The organism is uncultured Chloroflexus sp. (genome assembly GCF_938091255.1).
Taxonomy (GTDB): domain Bacteria; phylum Chloroflexota; class Chloroflexia; order Chloroflexales; family Chloroflexaceae; genus Chloroflexus.
The window spans coordinates 22,230-42,728 of sequence record NZ_CALLJH010000049.1 but is presented as its reverse complement, the minus strand read 5'-3'; the positions used below and the strand labels follow the sequence as shown (position 1 = coordinate 42,728).

Annotated in this window: 10 protein-coding genes; 7 read left to right on the top strand and 3 right to left on the bottom strand. The window is 59.4% G+C overall.

Annotated elements, in window-relative coordinates; translation table 11 throughout:
- The first annotated feature begins 293 nt into the window (after positions 1–293).
- Positions 294–1,340 carry a trans-acting enoyl reductase family protein gene (locus Q1A00_RS15560; RefSeq protein WP_298482365.1) on the top strand — a complete coding sequence of 349 codons (1,047 nt, stop codon included), beginning with the start codon at positions 294–296 and terminating at the stop codon, positions 1,338–1,340.
- A 1,118-nt stretch (positions 1,341–2,458) separates the two neighbouring features.
- Here the strand turns inward: Q1A00_RS15560 and Q1A00_RS15555 are convergent.
- On the bottom strand, positions 2,459–2,983 hold the full coding sequence (locus Q1A00_RS15555) for a hypothetical protein (protein WP_298482363.1): 525 nt from the start codon (positions 2,981–2,983) through the stop codon (positions 2,459–2,461).
- A gap of 218 nt (positions 2,984–3,201) precedes the next feature.
- Here Q1A00_RS15555 and recN point away from each other — a divergent pair, with 218 nt between their 5' ends.
- The 3 genes from recN to Q1A00_RS15540 are packed head-to-tail and all read left to right on the top strand — an operon-like array spanning position 3,202 to position 9,338.
- Positions 3,202–4,977 (top strand): DNA repair protein RecN, encoded by a 1,776-nt coding sequence (gene recN / locus Q1A00_RS15550; RefSeq protein ID WP_298482361.1) that lies wholly within the window; start codon positions 3,202–3,204, stop codon positions 4,975–4,977.
- 56 nt (positions 4,978–5,033) lie between these two features.
- Positions 5,034–8,264 carry a hypothetical protein gene (locus tag Q1A00_RS15545; RefSeq protein WP_299643367.1) on the top strand — a complete coding sequence of 1,077 codons (3,231 nt, stop codon included), beginning with the start codon at positions 5,034–5,036 and terminating at the stop codon, positions 8,262–8,264.
- Between the two features lie 48 nt (positions 8,265–8,312).
- Positions 8,313–9,338 (top strand): MraY family glycosyltransferase, encoded by a 1,026-nt coding sequence (locus Q1A00_RS15540; RefSeq protein WP_298482357.1) that lies wholly within the window; start codon positions 8,313–8,315, stop codon positions 9,336–9,338.
- Positions 9,339–9,388: 50 nt separating this feature from the next.
- Here the strand turns inward: Q1A00_RS15540 and pcs are convergent, their stop codons facing one another.
- A complete protein-coding gene (pcs, locus tag Q1A00_RS15535) occupies positions 9,389–14,857 on the bottom strand; it encodes a propionyl-CoA synthase subunit Pcs (RefSeq protein WP_299757696.1) in 5,469 nt (1,822 codons plus the stop codon).
- 457 nt (positions 14,858–15,314) lie between these two features.
- Between pcs and Q1A00_RS15530 the strand changes: the two genes are divergently transcribed.
- The gene (locus Q1A00_RS15530) at positions 15,315–17,513 is read left to right on the top strand and encodes a serine/threonine protein phosphatase (protein WP_298482354.1); all 2,199 of its coding nucleotides are present in this window, start codon (positions 15,315–15,317) and stop codon (positions 17,511–17,513) included.
- A 76-nt stretch (positions 17,514–17,589) separates the two neighbouring features.
- Here the strand turns inward: Q1A00_RS15530 and Q1A00_RS15525 are convergent, their stop codons facing one another.
- The gene (locus Q1A00_RS15525) at positions 17,590–18,027 is read right to left on the bottom strand and encodes a hypothetical protein (protein ID WP_298482352.1); all 438 of its coding nucleotides are present in this window, start codon (positions 18,025–18,027) and stop codon (positions 17,590–17,592) included.
- A 127-nt stretch (positions 18,028–18,154) separates the two neighbouring features.
- On the opposite strand from Q1A00_RS15525, the gene Q1A00_RS15520 reads away from it, so the two are divergent.
- Complete coding sequence (locus tag Q1A00_RS15520) at positions 18,155–18,847, top strand: hypothetical protein (protein WP_299757692.1); 693 nt, start codon at positions 18,155–18,157, stop codon at positions 18,845–18,847.
- Positions 18,848–19,010: 163 nt separating this feature from the next.
- Complete coding sequence (guaB, locus tag Q1A00_RS15515) at positions 19,011–20,492, top strand: IMP dehydrogenase (protein WP_298482348.1); 1,482 nt, start codon at positions 19,011–19,013, stop codon at positions 20,490–20,492.
- Positions 20,493–20,499: the final 7 nt, after the last annotated feature.

Genomic DNA, 20,499 nt, shown 5'->3' with positions numbered 1-20,499 from the left:
CAAAGAGGAAACGTCAAGATTTTGGAGACTTTTGTGTGTTTCTGTGACAATTCCAAGCCCCACGCCGCCCGCAATATCCCCGGCCCTAAAGGGTCGAGCGATGGGTGCGAAGCCCGCTCCGCAGGCTTGGTTACCACTAATGCAGAAGGTGACCAGCAGATTTTTGCGGCTTTTGTACGTTTTGGCAGCTATTCCGTGGTGTATGATGAGAACGCATAGCAGAAGACAAGTATGAGCAACGGATTGTCTACCACAACCTAGGCTTTGCTCGTTTACGAAAGAAACCATGCCTAATGAATGACTGGATCATTTACGGTGCGAACGGCTACACTGGCGAACTGATTGCCCGCGCGGCAGTAGCAGCCGGTCTACGACCGCGGTTGGCTGGGCGTAATGCGGCTGCAATTAGGACGTTGGCCAACACGTTAGGTTTGCCATTCACCATTTGCCGGCTTGAGGATCGAGAGGGGTTACACCAAGCGTTGCAAGGCGCGCAAGTGGTACTACACTGCGCCGGTCCTTTCCAAGAGACCAGTGCGCCGATGGTTGAGGCATGCCTACAGACGGGAGTTCACTACCTTGACATCACTGGCGAGATTAGCGTCTTTGAGGCCGCAGCCAAGCAAGATGCCGCTGCCCGACGAACGGGAGTGATGTTGATGCCGGGAGTTGGTTTTGATGTTGTGCCATCCGATTGTCTGGCCGCTCACCTTGCCCGCCGGTTGCCGGAGGCGACGTCGTTGGCGCTGGCGTTTCGCACCTTTGGCAGTATCTCGCGCGGCACTGCGATCACGATGTTGACTATGACCACTCGCGGTTGTGAGCGGCGCAACGGCCAGCTCATTATCACACCGCCATTGCACGAGGTGCGCATGTTCGATTTTGGGCGGGGGCCTCAGCCGTGCGTGAGCATTCCGTGGGGTGATGTCGCCACTGCCTACTACACCACCGGCATTCCCAACATCAAGACCTTCGTAGCGATCCCACGCCGCGCACAGCGTTGGTTCAGCTTAGCTCGGCAGCTCCTGCCAATCGTGCAGCTACCAACAATACGAGCAGGATTGCGCCACTTGCTAGCACGGACATTGCACGGACCCGATGCCACCACCCGCGCTACTGGGCGAAGCATCATCGTGGGGGAAGTCACCGATACGACGGGACGGTGCGCAACCAGCCGTTTGACCTGTCCAGAGGGCTATACGCTCACCGTGCAGACGGCGCTGCTGATTGTGCAGCGGGTCTTGAACGGCCACACAACCGCCGGCTTTCATACCCCGGCAGGATTGTACGGACCGGATTTGATCTGCGAGGTGCCGGGAGTAACAAGGAGTGACGAATAGCGATACAGCTATATGCCAGTATGTTGGCATGTATTGAGCAGAAACTCTTTCACCATTTCGTGGTAACTGCTATATGGCAGTAGAGATGCCGCATTCCATATCTCCCACTGCGGTAGTTCTACGTCTACACGCGAAACTTTGCCGGGTCGAAGGTGGAGCTACAAGCAACAACCACATGACCGTCCTTTCCAACGAATATTCAAGAGCCGACAGAACACACGAGTGTAGATGTAGGGGATGGCTTTGAGATGAGGCGGTTCATCCTCAATTCCTGCCCTTCTCCCACTGGTGCTAGCGAGGCTCCTGTGTTCCACGCCCGCAATGCCGTGCCTGCCATCTCGTAGCTCCCCCTCGCCCGCCCTGAGGGGGTGAGGGTCAGCAGCTTGCACAGCAGGCTTTGTCAGCCGAGCGAGGTCCTTCCGGGCCGGGTTCTCTGCCCAACGGTGCAGCGCGACGGGTTTTTTCGATTGTTACGCAAACCAACTTCAGGGCCGGGTTCCCTACACAGCGGCCTAGGCGATCTCCTGTGTTCCACGCCCGCAATGCCGTGCCTGCCATCTCGTAGCTCCCCCTCGCCCGCCCTGAGGGGGATGAGGGTCAGCAGCTTGCACAGCAGGCTTTGTCAGCCGAGCGAGGCCCTTCCGGGCCGGGTTCTCTGCGTAGAAGTAAGCGGCTGTGCTCAACCATACGTTCTATCAGCCCTCTCCTCTGGGGCGGGCGAGGGGTGCGCAGCGCCAAGCGTTGAGGCATTGCACAGCGATCAATCAATAGTTACAATCGATTTCTGTCCACCTCTCAACCACCAAATACCAACGCGTTCCCATTAGGAGGAACGCACCTATCCAGTGCTTCATCCACCCAAACGTGCGTTACGTTTTTAGCGGCCATTCTCTACGACAACCAGCGTGCCCGCCGGATACCGGCGGGCACATCTGCCAAAAGCCACCTTAGGATTGCGTTGCGTGCCTCGTAAGCGAGCGCGCCTGCCAACAGCTTGATAACCAGCATGAATCACCCAAACCGCAACCAATCCTTCTTGGTTTACCCCAACCACCTGCCAATCACCGGCTCGTGGTCGAACAAGACAACGTTTGCCAGCCGCCATAGAACCTTGCTTTCTAACGACCCATCTGGCGCACGATTTGCTGCCGCTCCTCGGCAGTCACGAGACCAAAGCTGTCACCGCGATTCAGGTAAACAATCTCTTCGTTCTTGATCCCAACCACTAGATCGGGCAAGGAATCGCCGTTTAGATCGGCCAAGCGCATCGTGATCGGCGTCAAATCCTCGTTCGCCCCTACCAAGTATGGCCCGATCAGCGTGCGCGTCTTGCTCACGTCACCACCGGGAATTTCGAGGATCAACACCTGCCGATCGAGATTCATCGCGATCAGGCGCGTTGGCCTAACGGTCTCCTCGGCGCGACCGACATCCGCCGTCAGATGGAACGTGCGTGGTCGCCCATACCGCCAGTCATCAACCACTACTTGCCCCCAGCTAATGACGGCGCTGACCAGCACATAAAGCGCCAGAACTGCCAACAACCCAGTCACGATATATGCTGTGGTACCGAGAGCTGGCGCCGGCACGGCCATCGTAGACATCCGGCGCGGTGAACGGATTTCACGACTTGTTACTGCCATAGCAGCCCTCCTCCGCGAAATAGCCAGTATCATAATAGAACAAAAGTTCGCCCGCTCACTTGTTCGAAAGTATACCAGAGCCACGATGGACTGTCAAGAACTTTTGTACTACTTTTTCAACAACCGGTGGGCAAGGCGGTTGTGGTACAATGCCATGCGAGTATTTGTTGCGTCACGTTCCGGTGGTTAAACGCTCAGACGGGTACTGCGCCTGCCGTATGCTACTTGAGTTGCAGATTCAGGATTTTGCCATTATTGACCGTCTGCATCTGCGCTTTGAGCAGGGCTTTAACGTGCTGACCGGCGAAACCGGCGCTGGTAAGTCGATCATTATTGATGCCCTCGGCACCTTGCGCGGCGAACGAGTCGATCCCACCTTTGTGCGCGCTGGCTGTACTCGCGCCCGGATCGAGGGCGTCTTTAGTCTCGATGATTGCCCGCACTTGCTCCCCCTGCTCACCGAACACGATCTGCTGGACGAAGATGAAGATCAGGTCATCCTCGCCCGCGAGATTTCGGCTGAATCGGGACGAAGCGTCGCCCGCATCAATGGCCGAGCCGTCAACAGCGCCACCCTGCGCGAAATCGGCAGTCGTTTAATTGATATTCATGGCCAGCACGAGGGCCAATCACTCTTCAACCCGCGCACCCACCTTGAGTTACTCGACCGCTTCGGCGATCTGTTGCCGCTCCGCCAACAAGTAGCCGAACAATTGGCCGCGCTGCGCGTTGTGCAAGCCCAGTTGGTCGATCTGCGCACCGGTGAGGCGCGCCGGCAGGCTCGGATTGAGGAACTAGAAATGCTGCGCACCGATGTGGCGGCGGCGAAGCTCAAGCCGGGTGAAGAGGAAGCGTTGCTGCGCGAGCGTTCGATTATGCAGAATGCAACGCGCATCGCCACGCTGGCTGATGACGCTTACCGGGCGCTGTACACCGGCACCGAAGGGCGTGGCGAGCGACCGGCAGTTGAGTTGCTGTCACTGGCGGCTGATGCGCTCACCGAGCTGGCCCGTTTCGATGAGCGAGCCGGGCCGTTGGCCCAGCAGGCTACCGAGTTGCATTACCAGCTCGAAGAGCTGGTGATCGGGTTGCGCCGCTATCGCGCCGATCTTGACGTTGATCCGCGCCGGCTCGATGCGATTGAAGATCGCCTCACCGTGTTGCGTGATCTGCAACGCAAGTATGGCGTGGATGTGGCAACGTTGATCGAGCGAGCCGCCAGCGCCGAGGCCGAGATCGAGCGGTTGAGCAACAGCACCGCCCAGATCGCCGCCCTTGAGACGCAAGAGCAACACCTGCTCGCTGAATTGGCCCGCCGCGCGCTTGAGCTGTCGCAACGGCGGCGGCAGGCCGGTGAGGAGTTGAGCCGTCAAATCAGCGCGGCGATGCGTGATTTGGCGATGCCACATGTGCAGTTCGCTGTCCAAATTGATCACGCCGATGATCCGAACGGCCCGCTAATCAATGGCCGCCGGCTGGCCTGCGATCGTACCGGCATCGATCGAGTCGAGTTTCTGATCTCACCGAACCCCGGCGAGCCATTGAAACCGCTGGCCCGCATTGCTTCCGGCGGCGAGAGCGCGCGCTTGCTGTTAGCGCTGAAATCGATTTTATCGCAGGTTGATGAGGTGCCGACGCTGATTTTTGATGAGGTTGACGCTGGAGTGGGCGGGCGCGCCGGGCATGTGGTCGGCCAAAAGTTGTGGGCAATCAGCCAGCGCCATCAGGTGTTGTGTATTACCCACCTGCCGCAAGTCGCCGCTTTTGCTAACGCCCATTACCATATTCGTAAAGAAGTGGTCGCTGGACGCACCCGCACCAGCGTTGAGTCATTGTCGCCCGAACAACGGATCGATGAGATTGCGGCTATGCTTGACGGCATACCCAACGACCATAGCCGGGCCAATGCCCGTCAGATCTTGGAACGGGCGCAGGCGTGGAAAGGAGGGGTGGCTGGGGCAACCCACGGGCCGTCCCCTCAGCGAGCTTCATAAACCGATGAGCAGGGCAGCCAATCGGCTGCCCTAATAGAGAGGCCGTTGTCGCCACTATGTCTCCCCAAAGTTCGCTAAGTCGCTGGAGCGCGTGGATCGTTGAGGCGAGCTGGTTGCTGGCGCTGACGCTGGTACCGATCTACTTCAACCTCTATTCCGCGCGCCATTTTGAACCTGATAAAGCGGCAACGCTGCGTTCGCTGGCGCTGATCGGGGTTGCTGCCGCCATCGTCTGGCTGCTCGATTGGCTGAACCAGCGCGCCTCAGATCAGCCATCAGCCAACGGCTCATGGTGGGCCGCGCTGCGCGCAATGCCGCTCTTCTGGCCTACGGTTGCCTACACTGCCGTCTTTATCCTAACGACCGTTACCTCGATCACTCCCGCCGCCAGCCTGTGGGGGTCATACCAGCGGATGCAGGGACTGTACACCTACCTCTCCTATCTTATGCTCGGCGTGCTGGCGGCATTCACTGTGCGCACCCCTGCCCAACGTGAACGTTTTATCACGATGAGCCTCGCCGCCGCTGCGGTGGTGGCAGTGTACGGCATCATGCAGCACTACCAGCTTGACCCGCTGCCGTGGCGCGGCGATGTAATTGCGCGGGTGGCTTCGACGCTCGGCAATTCGATCTTTGTAGCGGCGTATCTCATCATGATCGTGCCGCTGGCGCTTTACCGGCTGTTCGCGGCGCTAGCCGCCTCGCGTAATGCGCCGCTCACTTCGCAGCCGTCTGCCGAATGGCGCTGGACAATAGCGCGCGGCCTGCTCTGGCTGGCCGGCATGCTGCTGATTATCGCGATTTTGAAGTTTAGCGTCGCGATCCGCACAATTGATTTCCGCTACTGGTGGCTCTTTCCGGGAGCAGTAATCTGCGCGACGGCGCTCTGGTGGTTGCTGACTATCAACCGCAGCCAGCCGCTGCCACGTTGGCCCCTCCTGCTCACCTTCGCGTATCTGCTCGGTTTTGGGCTGGCCTTCGCCGTCAATGCCACCACTGGCGTGCAACAGTTCGCTACTCCTGACATTGCCGCTAATGCGCTCGATTGGTGGCTGTGGTTGGGATTGGCAGTGGTCGCGCTGCTCGCCGGCTATGGGTTAACCCTGTTCGGCCCAGCGCCGGCGGAGCCATCGCGGTTGGGATGGCAGCTCAAGGCAGCGGCCAGCGCCATTGTGCTCGCTCTTGTCATCGTCACCATCTTTTTTAGCCAGAGCCGCGGGCCGTGGATTGGTCTGGGAGCAGGTCTGTTTTTGTTCGTATCACTCACGCTGTGGTACGGGCGAAAGCGGCTACATGTGAGCGGCAATTGGCACGGCAGCCGGTTGCTAGCGCAGGCGCTGGCGGCTTGGGTGGCGATCACGCTGGCGACCGGCGGCTTTCTGATTGTGTTTAACCTCTCGGATGCGCCCTTCTTTACCCAATTGCGCGAGGTCCCGTACCTTGGCCGGATGGGCCGGCTGTTGGAAGTCGAGAGCGGCACTGGGTTGGTGCGACGCTTGATCTGGGTGGGAGATGAGCACGCTGGCGGAACCATTGGTCTTATCACCAGCGACCCGCTGCGATTACTGATCGGTTGGGGGCCAGAGAGCATGTTTGTCGCTTTCAACCGTTTCTACCCGCCATCGCTGGCTAATGTCGAAGCGCGCGGCGCTTCGCCCGACCGCTCGCATCAGGCCTTTCTCGATGAAATTGTGACCAAAGGGTTGCTCGGCCTAACCGCTTATCTCTGGCTGATCGGCAGCTTTGTTTGGTTCTGCCTGCGCCAATTGCGCCAGCCGGCCAGTTGGCGGCACCATCTGCTTATCATCGCCATCCTGAGCGCGATCACGGCCCATCTGGTCGAGGGTTTGACCGGCATCCCAATTGTGGCGACGCTGATGATGTTTTGGCTGCTGCTTGGTCTCACGATTGCGGCTGAACGGGTCGAGTGCAGCCAAGAATCTGCCCCGGCGCCTGAGCCGGTCGCCACAACCAAGACGGCGGCACGTCAACCGGCCCGGCGCGGCCAGCAACGTCCACTCACGCGCCGGCCCGCTACGCGCCGGCCTGCTGCCGGTATGCTCGGCACTGCCGGCTTGATCGGCTTTGTTGCTGCCGGTTTGATCTGGTGGCTGAACATTCAGCCGGTCTATGCCGATATGCGTTTCCAGCAAGCGCAAAGCTACAGTGATCAGGGACAAGTCTCGGCGCGAGCACTGTTAGTTGCGCTCAACGAATCGATTGCCACCATTCGGGCTAATCCCGGCGAAGATTTCTATTACCTGCATTTGGCCCGCACTCTGATGAATCTAGCTGACACCCTGCGCGGGCAAGGCGCAGCGATGGGCGAGGCCGGCAAACCCGATCTCGACGCACTGCTGCGGCTTAATAGCGTGGAAGCGGTTTCCGCCTTCGTCCAACGCTCCGCCCCCCTCAGTTTGATTGCCTATGCCGAAGCAGCTCTGCAACGCGCTCACCAGCTCAGCCCACTCAACAAAGATCACTACGCTAATCTAGGTCGGATCAACACCTTCTGGTATGGGTGGACGGGTGACGTGCAACGGTTGTACACGGCACTCCAGTGGTACGAACGGGTGGCCGAGATTGCACCGCAAGATGTAGCCCTCATAAACGAACGAGCCGGTGTGTTGATGAAACTGGCCGAGCACGCAACAACGAGCGGCGATGCCGTCCAAGCTGGCGCCTTCTTCCAACAAGCTGACGAGTTATTGCAAACCTCAGCCCGGCTTGATCCGCGTTTTGGTGACACGGCGCTCCGACGCGGCGATTTGGTGCGCTTCCGCACCGGCGATCTCGACGCAGCTACGACATTCTACCTGAAAGCCATCGAACAGGCGCCGCAGCAGATGGTTGAAAACCTTGATCGGATTGCACGGGGGCTGAGCAGTCGGCCCGATCTGCTCAGTCAACTCCGCACCGCCTTTGCGGCGCAGGCTGAACTGGCCGAAAAGGCCCTCGCCGAAGTGCAAGGCAAGCCCGAACGGGCCATCGATCTGCCTGCCCTTACCGCGCAAGCTGCCGGCTTATACGCCGCCGTGGCCCGGCTAGCGGTGCAGACCGAGGATATGGCCGGCGCGGTCGCACCGTTTGCACGTGCAGTTGCTATTCAACCCGACAATGCTGCGTTGAGCGAGCAATACACGCTGATCCTCAGTGAAACGCTGCAATACGATGCGGCGCTCGCCGAAGCGCGCCGGTTGCTGGCGGTCTTGCAAACTAGCGGGCGCACCAACGAGATGGCGCGGGTCGAGCAGTTGATGACCTTGATTGAACAGGCGCGCAAATAACGCCAAGACTATAGGCAGCTTTGCATCTTGGCATTGAAACGACAGGCTATGGCTAACATCGCCCTCATCTTGATCGCTGCACTCACCTTCTCGATCCTCGCCACACCGATTGCGCGGCGCATGGCATTGCGCAGTGGTGTGATTGCCATTCCCCGCGCTCGCGACAACCACACCACGCCGATCCCGTTGCTTGGTGGGGCGGCGATCTATGCCGCGTTCGTCGCCGCCTTGCTCATTTTTGGCGATCAGGCCCATATTCGCGAATTGATTGGAATTTTGCTTGGCGCGACAATTGTGTCGCTGTTCGGGTTGGTTGACGACCGCTGGGGGATGCCGGCACTGATCAAGTTGGCTGGGCAAACGCTGGCAGCTATCGTTCTGCTGCTCGGCGGGACGCAGGTGCAACTCTTACCGTGGTCGGCGCTGAATTGGGCGATCACCCTGCTATGGGTGATTGTCATCACCAACGCGATCAATTTTCTCGACAATATGGATGGGCTATCCGGCGGGGTAGCTACGATCGCCGCCGCATTCTTCTTGTTGCTAGCAGCAATGAATGAACCGCGGCAGGTGTTGGTCGGCGCGATGTCGGCAGCGCTGATCGGGGCCTGCATCGGCTTTTTGCGCTACAACTTTAACCCAGCTAGCATCTTTATGGGTGATACCGGCAGCCTGTTTATCGGCTTTATGTTGGCGGCGCTCGCGATCAAGCTACGCTTTCTGAGCAATACCCCGCTGGTCACGTGGCTAGTACCGGTCTGCGTGCTAGGATTGCCGCTCTTTGATCTCGCGCTCGTCTTCGTGGCCCGGATCCGCCGGCGGGTCAACCCCTTCACCACTGCCGGCAAAGATCACCTCTCCCACCGCTTGTACGCGCTCGGAATGACCAAGCGCGAATCGGTACTGACTTGTTATTTGCTGGCCGGTGCAAGCGGGTTGGTAGGGGTCTATGTCACTCAAGCGCGGCCCTTTGAGGCCTACCTCGTGTTTGCCGGCCTGCTAGTCATTGCCATCAGCGGGATCGTCTGGCTCGAACGGGTCTGCCCATCAGGGCAGCCACGGCAGGGAAGGTAGTGGTGTAGGGGCAGCGTGCATACTACCCCTACACCCCCGCACCAACATCGCTACTCCTCGCGCGATGTCCACGCCTCGTACAGCTCGTCCTTGGTCTTGATACCAAGCCGCGGCAAGGCATGGTTGACGACATAGGTCGCCGCGGTATGGCGGTTCTCCCACATCGCCTGATGCGCTTCGGGCAACTGCTCCCACGGCACCACTGCCGGTTCGGTGATCGTGATCAGACCGGCGCTGATCTCTTCGTTCATCCGCACAATCTCATAAGCGTTCGAGAGGTGCGTACCGAAGATCTGAGCCGTCGGCATATAGATACGGCGCTGGCGCACCCAAATCTGCGGCGCGAAGAACGAATAGCGCCGCCCGCCGATATCCTCGAAGTAGACGATCCGTCCGGTGAAGGGCTTGATCAGCATCGCGCTCACCGCGAGCGCATCGTGGCCGGCACGCTCGATGATCAAGTCGGGATAGCCGCGCGGGTTATCAGGGGTGCGCAAGAAGCCGCCAACCGCACTGCCGATCGGCTTGAAGGTCAGGTCATTGAAACGACGCACCGCCTCTTTGAGACCCTGCGGATCCTTGCGCGAATCGGGTAGCGGCGGCATCGTTTTCGGCCACTCGAAATCATCGCCGAAGCGCCGCTTGAGATCGGCGATGCTGACCACGCCGCGCAATGCCGCACCAAAGCCCAACGAGAGCACAAACTCGCGTTGCGCATCGCTAGCCGTCACCACCACAATCCGCGCCCCCATCAACCGTGCTGCCTCAATTGCTTCAAGGCCGCTGCTATCGATGAGATCATCGCTACCCACACCGTAGTAGATCAAGACCCCCTCACCGGCGCGCAACCCAGCCCGGCGCAGCATCTCGGTCGGCGAAGCTGCGCCGGGTTTGCCAATGAAGGTGAAGTGATAACCGCTGCTCGCACCGTAGAAGGTCAGGGTTGGGATATGGCCATCACGCGGCTCACCGAGCAGTTGGAAGCTGCGCGGGAAGGCCGTCTCGCCAGCGTGCGAGACCACGTAATCGGCCAAGCGACCATCGTTCTGGGATCGGAACATCTCGAGCAACGGATGGCCGGCAGCCTCCCATGACGCCCATTCAGACGGGTCTTCCGGCACGCGGGTGAAGCAATTGGCGATCGCCGGATCTTTGCGGTTAATTGCCCCCTTGCCGCCTGCTCCGATCACCGTTGCTGCGCGGTCAGCCGAGCTGACCATACCGATCACATTGAGGCCGTTGCGGGCCGCAGTGCGGGCCGCATCGAGACCGGTACCGGTTGCCGCGCCCTCGATGAAAATCGTGCGGCCGGGTTGCACCCGCAGCGTGGTAAAGAGCGCGCGATAGATCGTGCCCAGATTGAGGATATAGCTACCCGCCGCCTCGATGGTCATATCTGGTAACACCGGCATACACTGCGGCGCTTGCGCCACCATAAACTGCTGGTGTGAACCATCAGGCGTATCATTGCCTTGGATGACGAAATCGACTGCCATCGGATCAAGGCCCACCAACGGCGAGAGCAGATCGTTCTGACCAGAGTAGATAGCGACCAAATCGCCGATCTTCAGCCGGCCTTCGCGGCGCGCCTCTTCACCGAGCGCCACCACCAAACCGATCCCGCCCGAACCGGTCACGTGCCAGTCACGGTCGTGTTCGTCGAACCGCGACACCGGAATGCCGGTAATCGCCCAAATATCGTTGAAGTTGACTTCCGAAGCCAGCACGTAGATGAGCGCCTGATTGGCCCGAGGCCGCTCGACCGGAATGATAATCTGCTTCTCAGCCACGATCGGGTCGCCGTGCATCGCCGCACCGGTCTCTGGATCGCGGATGAAAGCCTGCGCGTACTGCCACTTCGGAATCCGATCGACGCCGGGGAAGAAGGGCGAACCGATCGGCAATAGCTCCTTCTGCTCTAGCAAGAGTTGCTCCTGTTCGGGAGTGATCAATGGCCGGCGTGTGGGCAACGGCGGGCTATGGCGATCGAGGAACTCACGGATCCCACGCTTGCCACCATTCGGATCAACCACTGCCTCGGCAAATAGCTTCGCCTCGTGCTCAAGACCGGCCTCGAAACCATGGATGAAGCCGTAGCGGATCGCATCAAGGGCGCGATGCACGGCGGCGTCACGCCCAACGATATGCGACTGCTTGATAATGCGCTCAACCCGCGGATGAGCAATGATCGAGCGCAGCTCGTCATCAGCGAAGTGCGGGTTGGGCTTACGCCACTCTTCGAGCTGCTCGTGACGGTGGCGGAAGGCCTTGGTGACTGCCGCCTCTTCGCGCAACGTGCCATCGGGACCAATCGCCTCACGGGCCAGCTCGCACGCCAGCGCGAGCGCGTCGTAATCGCCGGTCGCGATTGCATCGATCAAGCCCAACTCGAGCGCCTCGTCAGCCGGCACGCTGCGCCCACCCAAGATCATCTCTAACGAGCGTAACAGACCGGTACCATTATTGCGCTTATAGAGCAAGCGCGGCAGCCGTTGCGTGCCACCATAACCGGGCAGCAAGCGCAGATTGATCTCAGGCTGGCCAAACTCAGCGTAGACATCGGCCACCCGATAGTGGCAGGCCATCGCAAACTCCAGACCGCCACCGAGCGCCACACCGTTGATCGCCGCGATGCACGGCTTGTTCATGCGCTCGATCTTGCGGAAGGCGAGGTGTGCGTTGTTTGGCAGCGCCATCGCCTCTTCGACCGTATGAATCTCTTCGAGCAACTGGCGAATGTCGGCACCGGCCACAAAGCTCTTCGCACCTTGACCGGTAAAGACAACCGCCGCCACATCACTCCGCCGGCTGAGGTGATCGACAATCGTATTCAGCTCATCGAGTGCACGCTCGTTAAGCGCATTGACCGGCGGGTTAGTCACCGTCACCACCGCCAGCTTACCGGCGCTGGCTGTAGGCGGATGGTACTCGATGCGGAAGTAGCGGTAGCGCTCGATGATCTGCTGCTCTTCGGCCATGCGCTGCTTGCGCTTCCACTCGGCGATCTTGGCCGCGATCTCTTCCAGCACCTCTGGATTACGCAGCGTCGTGGTGTCACCCAACGGTTCATCGAGCATCATATTGCGCAGGAAGCGGCGCATATACTTGCCGCTGCGCGTTTCGGGGAAGGCGCTGACCTCGATGTAATCTTCAGGCACGCTCACCGCCCCCTTCTCGGTGCGCACAATCTCATCGAGCCGCTGGCGATCGGCAGCGGTTAGTCGCCGGCCCGGCGCCGGCTGGATGAAGGCGACCGGCGTCAGACCCTTCTCGCGGTGCGGCGCGCCGACCACAATACAGTTGCCAACCGGCGAGTCGGGTGTTATCTGGCGATCGCGCAGGATCGCGCCCTCAATCTCTTCGGTGCCCATGCGGTGGCCCGACACGTTGATCACGTCGTCCGAGCGGCCATGGAGGGTAAAGCTGCCGTCAGGGTACTTCATGGCAAAGTCGCCCTGAATGTAGCCCCACTCGCCGTTCGGCCCGCGCCGCCAGTAGGTCTTCACAAACCGCTCGGCATCGCCCTTCCACGCCCGCAGCGGGATCTCGCCGCGCAAATAGGCCTCAAAGCCGGGCACATCACCCCAGATTGTGCGCGTCAGGTACGGATAGGGCGCCGTAATCACGATCTCGCCCTTCTCTTCGTAATCGGCCACCCGATAACGCACATTGCCACTCTCATCCGTTTCGGCCACCCACACCTCGCCGGCAATCCACGGCAAGGGATAGGTATGCGCATCAGGACGGAGCGGGAAGTCGTTATTGCCGTAGAAGTGCGTCCAAACAATGCCGCCGTGCTCGGTCGCCCAGTACGAATTGATATACTGCGGCGTCATGATCTGCATCCCGAACTGCTGCACTGCCGGGCTAACCGGCTCGGCGCAGAAGGTGGCTACCCGCAGAGTTGACATGTCGTAGAGCCGCACGTCTTCGATATTCTGCGGGTTCGACATCACCGTCTTCAGGAACGTGACACCGGCTTTGAAGATCTGCACATTGTACCGCTCGATAATACTGGCGAAGCGACCCGATGAAGGGAAGAGCGGCGACCCCTCGGCGATCACGCCGGTGAGGCGACCAGCCATCGTCGCGGTGAGCATATAGCTCTGGCCAGTAATCCAGCCCGGATCGGCAATGACGTAGATCGTATCACCCGGCTCGGCATCGAAGCTTACCGGCAGGGTGTGCAAAATGCCGGCGACATACCCGCCGTGAACATGGATTACACCCTTGGGCTTGCCAGTGCTGCCAGAAGTATAAATGATAAACATCGGATACTCGGCATCGACTGGCTCGCAGGGAACGCTGGCATAGAGCGCGCGGATAAGTTGTTCATCGGATAGGCTGAACAGCTCAGCTTCGCTATGGACATCAACACCGGCAGCGCGCGCATTGGCCAAAATCTTCTCAAGGGCCGCATCCAGCAGCTCATGGCTCCAGCGATCGCGTTCCTCATTCCACAGAATATCTTGACCGGTGTGGCGCACCACAATCACTGCCTCAACCCGCGGCGGCGTTGTCACCAGCGCCTGCGCCAAGATTGTGCGCACATTGGCTTGGATGGCCGCATCCAGATCGCGCATCTGAGCCAGCGCCGCCCCGACCCCACGCATCACGTCCGATCGCTCGATGGTGATCTCACCCTCCAACGCCGCATCAACTTCGGCAAGTATCTTCTGACGCTGGTCATCGGTCAACGGCAATGTCGCTAGCGTATCGGTCACAATCTGGCGCGCGGTTTCCACCGGCACATATTTATCGAGCGCCTGATCGGTATAAGCCTCTTTGTAGGGCACCACTTGCGCATTGCGGTAGGCGCCGTCCGAGGTAATCACCACCCGCGCGCCGGCATTATGGATGCGATCTGACAGCGTCTTGTCAGAGAAGCCACCGAAAACTGGCGTGTAAATGATTCCCAACCGCTTAGCCGCCTCGATATAATAGATCTGCGGCATAATATTCGGCATATTGAGCGCAATCCGGTCACCTTTCTTGAGGCCAAGATCGCGCAACACTTGCGCCGCCTTCACCACCTCGACCAGCAACCGCCGCCGGGTGATCGTCTCTTGCACTACTGGCCCGCCGCGACCATCATTGAGCGAGCTATCCCAGCGATCACCCTCGAAGTAGAAGGCCACCTCGTCGCCGTAGCCCATCATGACGTGGCGGTCAACTTCGTTGAAACAGGCATTAGTCAAACCGCCAAGGAACCAGCGGTAAAAGGGCGCTTCGCTATCATCAAACGCCTTTTCCCATGGCTGATAGTCGGCTGGATAATCCACCTCGACCGATGCACCGGTGGCCGCATCAAGCCCTTCCCAGCGCTGACTCGTCTCATTGAAGCGGATCCAACAATGATGGGCCGGATCGTACCAGTGGATCAACGTCCGAGCGATTGCGCCATGGAAGGCGCCGGGATCGGCCAGCGCAGCAGCGCGCTGTTGTTCCCAAGTAACGCGATCCCGAATTGGATTAGAACGGGGCGCCCGTGGTGGGGCGGGGGGCGCAGTGTCGATCATCGACAGTCCTCCTCGACGCATGTCAAAACTAATCTACCGGTTGTGATATAGATAACAAGGGGTGCATATTATAGGTTACCCCTCGTGACGCAATTCGTCAAGACCTCAATAATTGAGAATTGTTCACCGTTTGCTTAACAGAGATGCATAACCACACCGGTGCAGCTCATGTCGACCGATCAAATCTGGATTGTCGATATGCGTCCTATGCATAGCTGGAACCAACCGCTGCCGAGCGGCGGCTGGCGCCTGAGTACAAACAAGACAGATCATTGGATTGGTCGGCGAGAACGGCAGCCGAGCCATTGGCATAACGGCAGCAAACCTCCCTACCAGCAATCGTCGCATAAGCTTACATTGCAAGGTGGTATACTAAATTGTATCATCCATGGCGCAGTTACGAACAACCCAGTCACCGCGCCAACCACTTGCCGCCGCTCAGAGTGTGGTTACATCCATGCCCTTTCAACCTGCGATTGACGAGCAATTAGTGATCGACGGGATCAGCTATCAGGTATGTGCCCATCCGGCCATTCCCGGACGCCCGTTTGTGCAAGAGGGTCAAAGCAGCCGGGTGGTTCAATTGCGCACGGCAGGGGGGTTTGTTGCGCTCAAAGTGCAAACCCAACTTTGCGAGCCGTCGTTGATTCAACACGCGCAGCAGTTGCAGCACGTGAGCACTATTCCCGGCTTGCAAGCAGCACGCCGCATGATCATCACTGCCACAAACCAACCGGCCTTGGTGACAACGCGGCCCGAACTCGATTACGCCATCCTGATGCCGTGGGTGCATGGCCCGCCGTGGCAAGAATTGATCCATCACCGTCGCCCGCTTAGCCCCAGCCAAAGTCTGGCGCTAGCGCGAGCACTGACCAATCTGCTCGTTGAGATCGAGCAACGCGGCCTCGTGCATAGCGATCTGCAATCAGCCCATGTGATGCTCCCCGGCCTGATAGATCCCGGCGCAGCCGCACCGGTTGCACTTGTCGATCTTGAAACAATGCATGGCATCGGCGTGCTCCGCCTCGCTATGCCAACGCCAACCAGCCCGTACCAGCATCCGGTTCCAGCGCAGGGATTGTCAGCCGACCGCTTCGGCGGCGCGTTGCTGATCCTTGAATTGCTTGGCTGGTGCGACGACGCCGTGCGCGCTGCCGCTGCAACGGATAGCTTCTTCACTCCCGCTGATCTGCTGCAGCCAACCGAACGCTACCATATCCTTCGCGACGCGCTTGCCCGCCGTTGGGGGCTTGGCCCTGCTCAAATGCTTGATCGGCTCTGGCAAAGCGCAACCCCTATGAATTGCCCATCCCTCAAAGAGTGGCAAGCGGTGTTACCCTCACCAGCTATGGCTACTGCCGAACCGCAAGCGCCAGCAATGATTGCCCCATCACTGACCGATCCGGTCGCGCCCCTGATGAATGATGCCGCTGCGCTGCGCACCCACGGCCAACTGGCGCAGGCGTTGAACGTCTACCGTTCGGCGCTCGACCGGCTACCCTCAGGCGACTCGCGGGTGAGCGAGGTGATGCAAACGATCGACACCATCGAACGCGAGTTGGCCCAAACCAGCGCTGCGCCAGCCCCCCAGCGCGATCTGAATTGGTCGGCACCGGTAGCCATTGGCGTCATTACCATTATCTTGCTCGGGTTGCTCGCAGCAATTGGCCTCAACCGCGTGGCAACGTCCACGCCAACGCCTGTGATTGCTAACCCGACCACGGTTACGGCGAGTCCTCTCCCGCTTCCATCACCTTCGCCTGCGCCTGCACCAACCAGATCGCCGATGCCGATCCAATCATTCCGTGTTGATCGCATTTTCCCCATCGAACTCTTTACCGGCGCGACTCAACTTGAGTTTACCGTGCAAGGTTCGGGTCTATCCGCCGTCCGCACTGCAACCCTGCGCGCCGCCGGCTATGACCCGGTCACTCTCGAGATTATGGCCGGCAGGAGTGATAGCGAATTGCGCTTGCGCATCAGTACCCTGAACATTCCACTCACCGGTTCGGCGCCCTTTACCCTCGAACTTAATGGCACGCCGGTTCCCGGCGCTGCCGTCACCCTGCGCGACTATAGCAGCGTGCGCGTCGTGTCGGGTGTGCGTCCCGATTATCGCTATACCGGACGGATTGAAGAAGATGCTCAAGGTACTTTTGCCCGAATTCGGGTTGAACCATCGCCTGAAAGCGCCGCGACCGAGCCTATCCGCAACGGTGACGAAGTAGATATTTTGAGCGAACAACCGGCTGGTTGGTATCGGGTGCGCATTCGCTCCAGCGCCGACTCGCGTCTGATTGGGTTGAGCGGTTATGTCGAGCGCTGGTTAATCGACAATACCGGTGTACCACCCCCGCCTACCCCAACCGTGCCGCCGGAACCGCCGCGGCTGCGCTTTGTGAAACTGAATGAGAATGAAGATCAGCGCTGCATCTTGATCCAGATTCGCGGGATTAATACAGCGGGCTGGATCGTTTCTATTGACGGTCTGCGCCTCAGCGGTGCGTTCGACTCCGGAGGCAATGCGCGCGTCTGCGGTTTGCGCCCCCGCCAAGAGGTGACGTTCACGGTGCGCGACGAGCAAGGTGCGCCGGTGCGCGGTGGCGTCGGCGTGCCGACCCGCGGCAGCGATGTGATGTTTGCCGAGTGGCGATAGGGATGGCGGAGCAGGAAGAGCGGGTTTGGAACCCGCCCTTACAAGGCAGCATCTCGGCAGCTAAACGCTCAGTAGCTCACACCAGATGGCTGTAATCCGCGTGTGGTTCCGCAGTAGACGGATTGAGCTTATCGACTAGCACCTCTTCCAGTACGGTGGCGGCAATCGGAAGCAGTGGCACTAAGCTGAGATTGTACCGTTCGCTTGCATCGCCCTCTAACCGTAATACCCGCCGCCCAAAGAAGATTAGCGCTGGTAACGAGGCGGGCAACGCCGCCAAGACAATCCCGCGCGGCAACCACCGTTCACGAGGTAATTTGCCGATCAACGCTTGCCCGATGGTAACGACCAAAAGTGTATTGAAGAGTAACCGAGTGTGTTCTAATGTGCTTTCGTTGCGCAAACTCAAGTAGGGAATCTTCGGCCAAAACTGGCGAGAATTGCCGTGCAGAATAATCATCACGATCACATTCGCAACGATGAAGCCGAGGGCATGCAGAATTCGTTTGAGCATACATCACACTCCTTCACAATGCCGCACTGTGTTATCCTCATCATAGCATCTCGATGGGCCGGAAGAAAGACGTTTCGCTGTGCCACAACCATTGTTATGAGATTTATACTCAGCAAGGAAGTCTCGCATGGCATCACTGATCTTCATTGGCAGCGGCATTCTCTCCATCCTCGGCGCAGCAGCGTTGGCCGCCGTTGCTTATTGGCATGACCACCAGCTAGCCGCCATTCAGCAAACCCCACCATGGCGGGTCGGCGATCTGCTCGATCAGGTGCGCGCCGGCTTACTGCCCATTGGCACTGCGGTCGAAGTCACCGGCATTGCTGAAACGCAGACGTTGCTCCGCGCGCCCTACAGCGATACGCCTTGCGTCGCCTTTCGTTACGTGAGGCACGAGGAGCGCGAACAAGCTGCGGCCCGCTCTTGGGACGGTAAAACAAGAAAGACCGAAACCGCTTTCGGCGATGACTATACCCAATGTGTGCCAGAGTTTCAAGGGCGCGATCCCAGCGGTGCTATCACTATCGTGACCGCCGGCGCCAGCTTTGATCTGCGGGAAACCGTCGCTCGCTACGAAGAGATGACCGGCCTCAGCGGCAGCAAACGCGAAATCTGGCGCCCAGAATGGGCTTTGCCTACCGGCAGCTCGGTATTCGTCCACGGCTATCTGCACCAACTTGGCGCCGATCCACATCATCGCGGACCGTTTCTCATCTCATTTCGTCTGAAACGTTCTTACGCCGAAATCTTCACTGCCGGAGCCTCTTGCTCTATACCATTGGTGGCATCTCCGCCGGCGCCGGCATTGTCGCTATCGTGATTGGCTTGCTCGTTTGACGAGGCGGTCAGCTCAGAGTATAGTACAGACGAAACGATATGTGTGCGCTCGCCGGCACCCGTCGTTTGGAGTCAGCAGTCGTTGCTATTCCCCTGCGCTGGCCGCGGGGGGTTTTTTGTACATCACCACTTGCACGGAGGAATGTATGGGCATCGCTTGGGAGGAGAAATTTGCGCGCGAAGGGCTTACCTTCGATGATGTCCTGCTGATACCGGCTGAGTCGAACGTCTTGCCCGCCACAGTCGATGTGAGCACGTGGCTCACACGCAACATTCGCCTCAATATTCCGATCGTCAGCGCCGCGATGGATACCGTTACCGAGCACCGACTGGCCATCGCGCTGGCCCGCGAGGGCGGCATCGGCATTATTCACAAGAATATGCCGATTGCCCAACAGGCCGAGATGGTGCGCAAGGTGAAACGTTCCGAAAGCGGCATGATTACCGACCCCATCACCTTGCCGCCCGACCGCACCGTCGGCGATGCGCTCGATTTGATGGCCGAATATAAGATCTCCGGCGTGCCCGTCACCACCGCCGATGGCGATCTGGTCGGCATTATCACCAACCGCGACCTACGCTTCGAGACCGACCGTAATCGCCCCATCCGCGAGCTGATGACCTCGCGCAATCTCGTGACCGTTCCTGAAGGCACCACTCTCGAAGAGGCCAAAGAAGTTCTCCATCGCCATCGGATCGAGAAGGTGCTGGTTGTTGATGAACGCGGCAAGCTGAGCGGGATGATCACCGTCAAAGATATTATGAAGCGGATCGAGTATCCCAACGCTTGCAAAGATGATATGGGACGGCTGCGCGTCGGCGCAGCCGTTGGCGTCAGCGGCGACTATCTCGAACGGGCTACCGAGTTGGTGCGCGCTGGAGTTGATGTGTTGGTCATCGATACCGCCCACGGCCATTCGCGCGGTGTGCTCGATGCGGTCGTGAAGCTGCGTGAGCTGTTCCCCCGCGTCCAAATCATCGGCGGGAATGTCTCGACGGCAGCCGCAACGATCGCCCTGATCGAGCGCGGCGTTGATGGAGTGAAAGTTGGGCAAGGCCCCGGTTCAATCTGCACCACCCGCGTCGTAACCGGAGCCGGTATGCCGCAGATTACCGCCATTTATGATTGCGCCCGCGCCGCCGAACCCTACGGGATTCCGATCATCGCCGATGGTGGGATCAAGTATTCGGGTGACATTCCGAAGGCGATTGCCGCCGGCGCTCATAGCGTGATGATCGGCTCGATCTTCGCCGGTACTGAAGAAAGCCCCGGCGAGTTGATCCTCTATGAGGGCCGCAGTTACAAGAGCTATCGTGGGATGGGCAGCATCGGCGCAATGCAACGCGGCGGCGGCGACCGCTACTTTCAGACCAACGTTACCGAAGCGCGTAAACTGGTAGCCGAAGGCATCGAAGGTATGGTTCCGTTTAAAGGCCCGCTCAGCGACACCGTCTACCAACTGGTCGGCGGTTTGCGCGCTGGGATGGGGTACGCCGGCGCACCGAATATCGAAGCCCTCCGTCGCGACGCCCGTTTCATCCGTATCACTACTGCCGGCCAAATCGAGAGCCATCCGCACGATGTCGTGATTACCAAGCAGGCGCCGAATTACGGCGGTCGCCAGTAAAGAATGA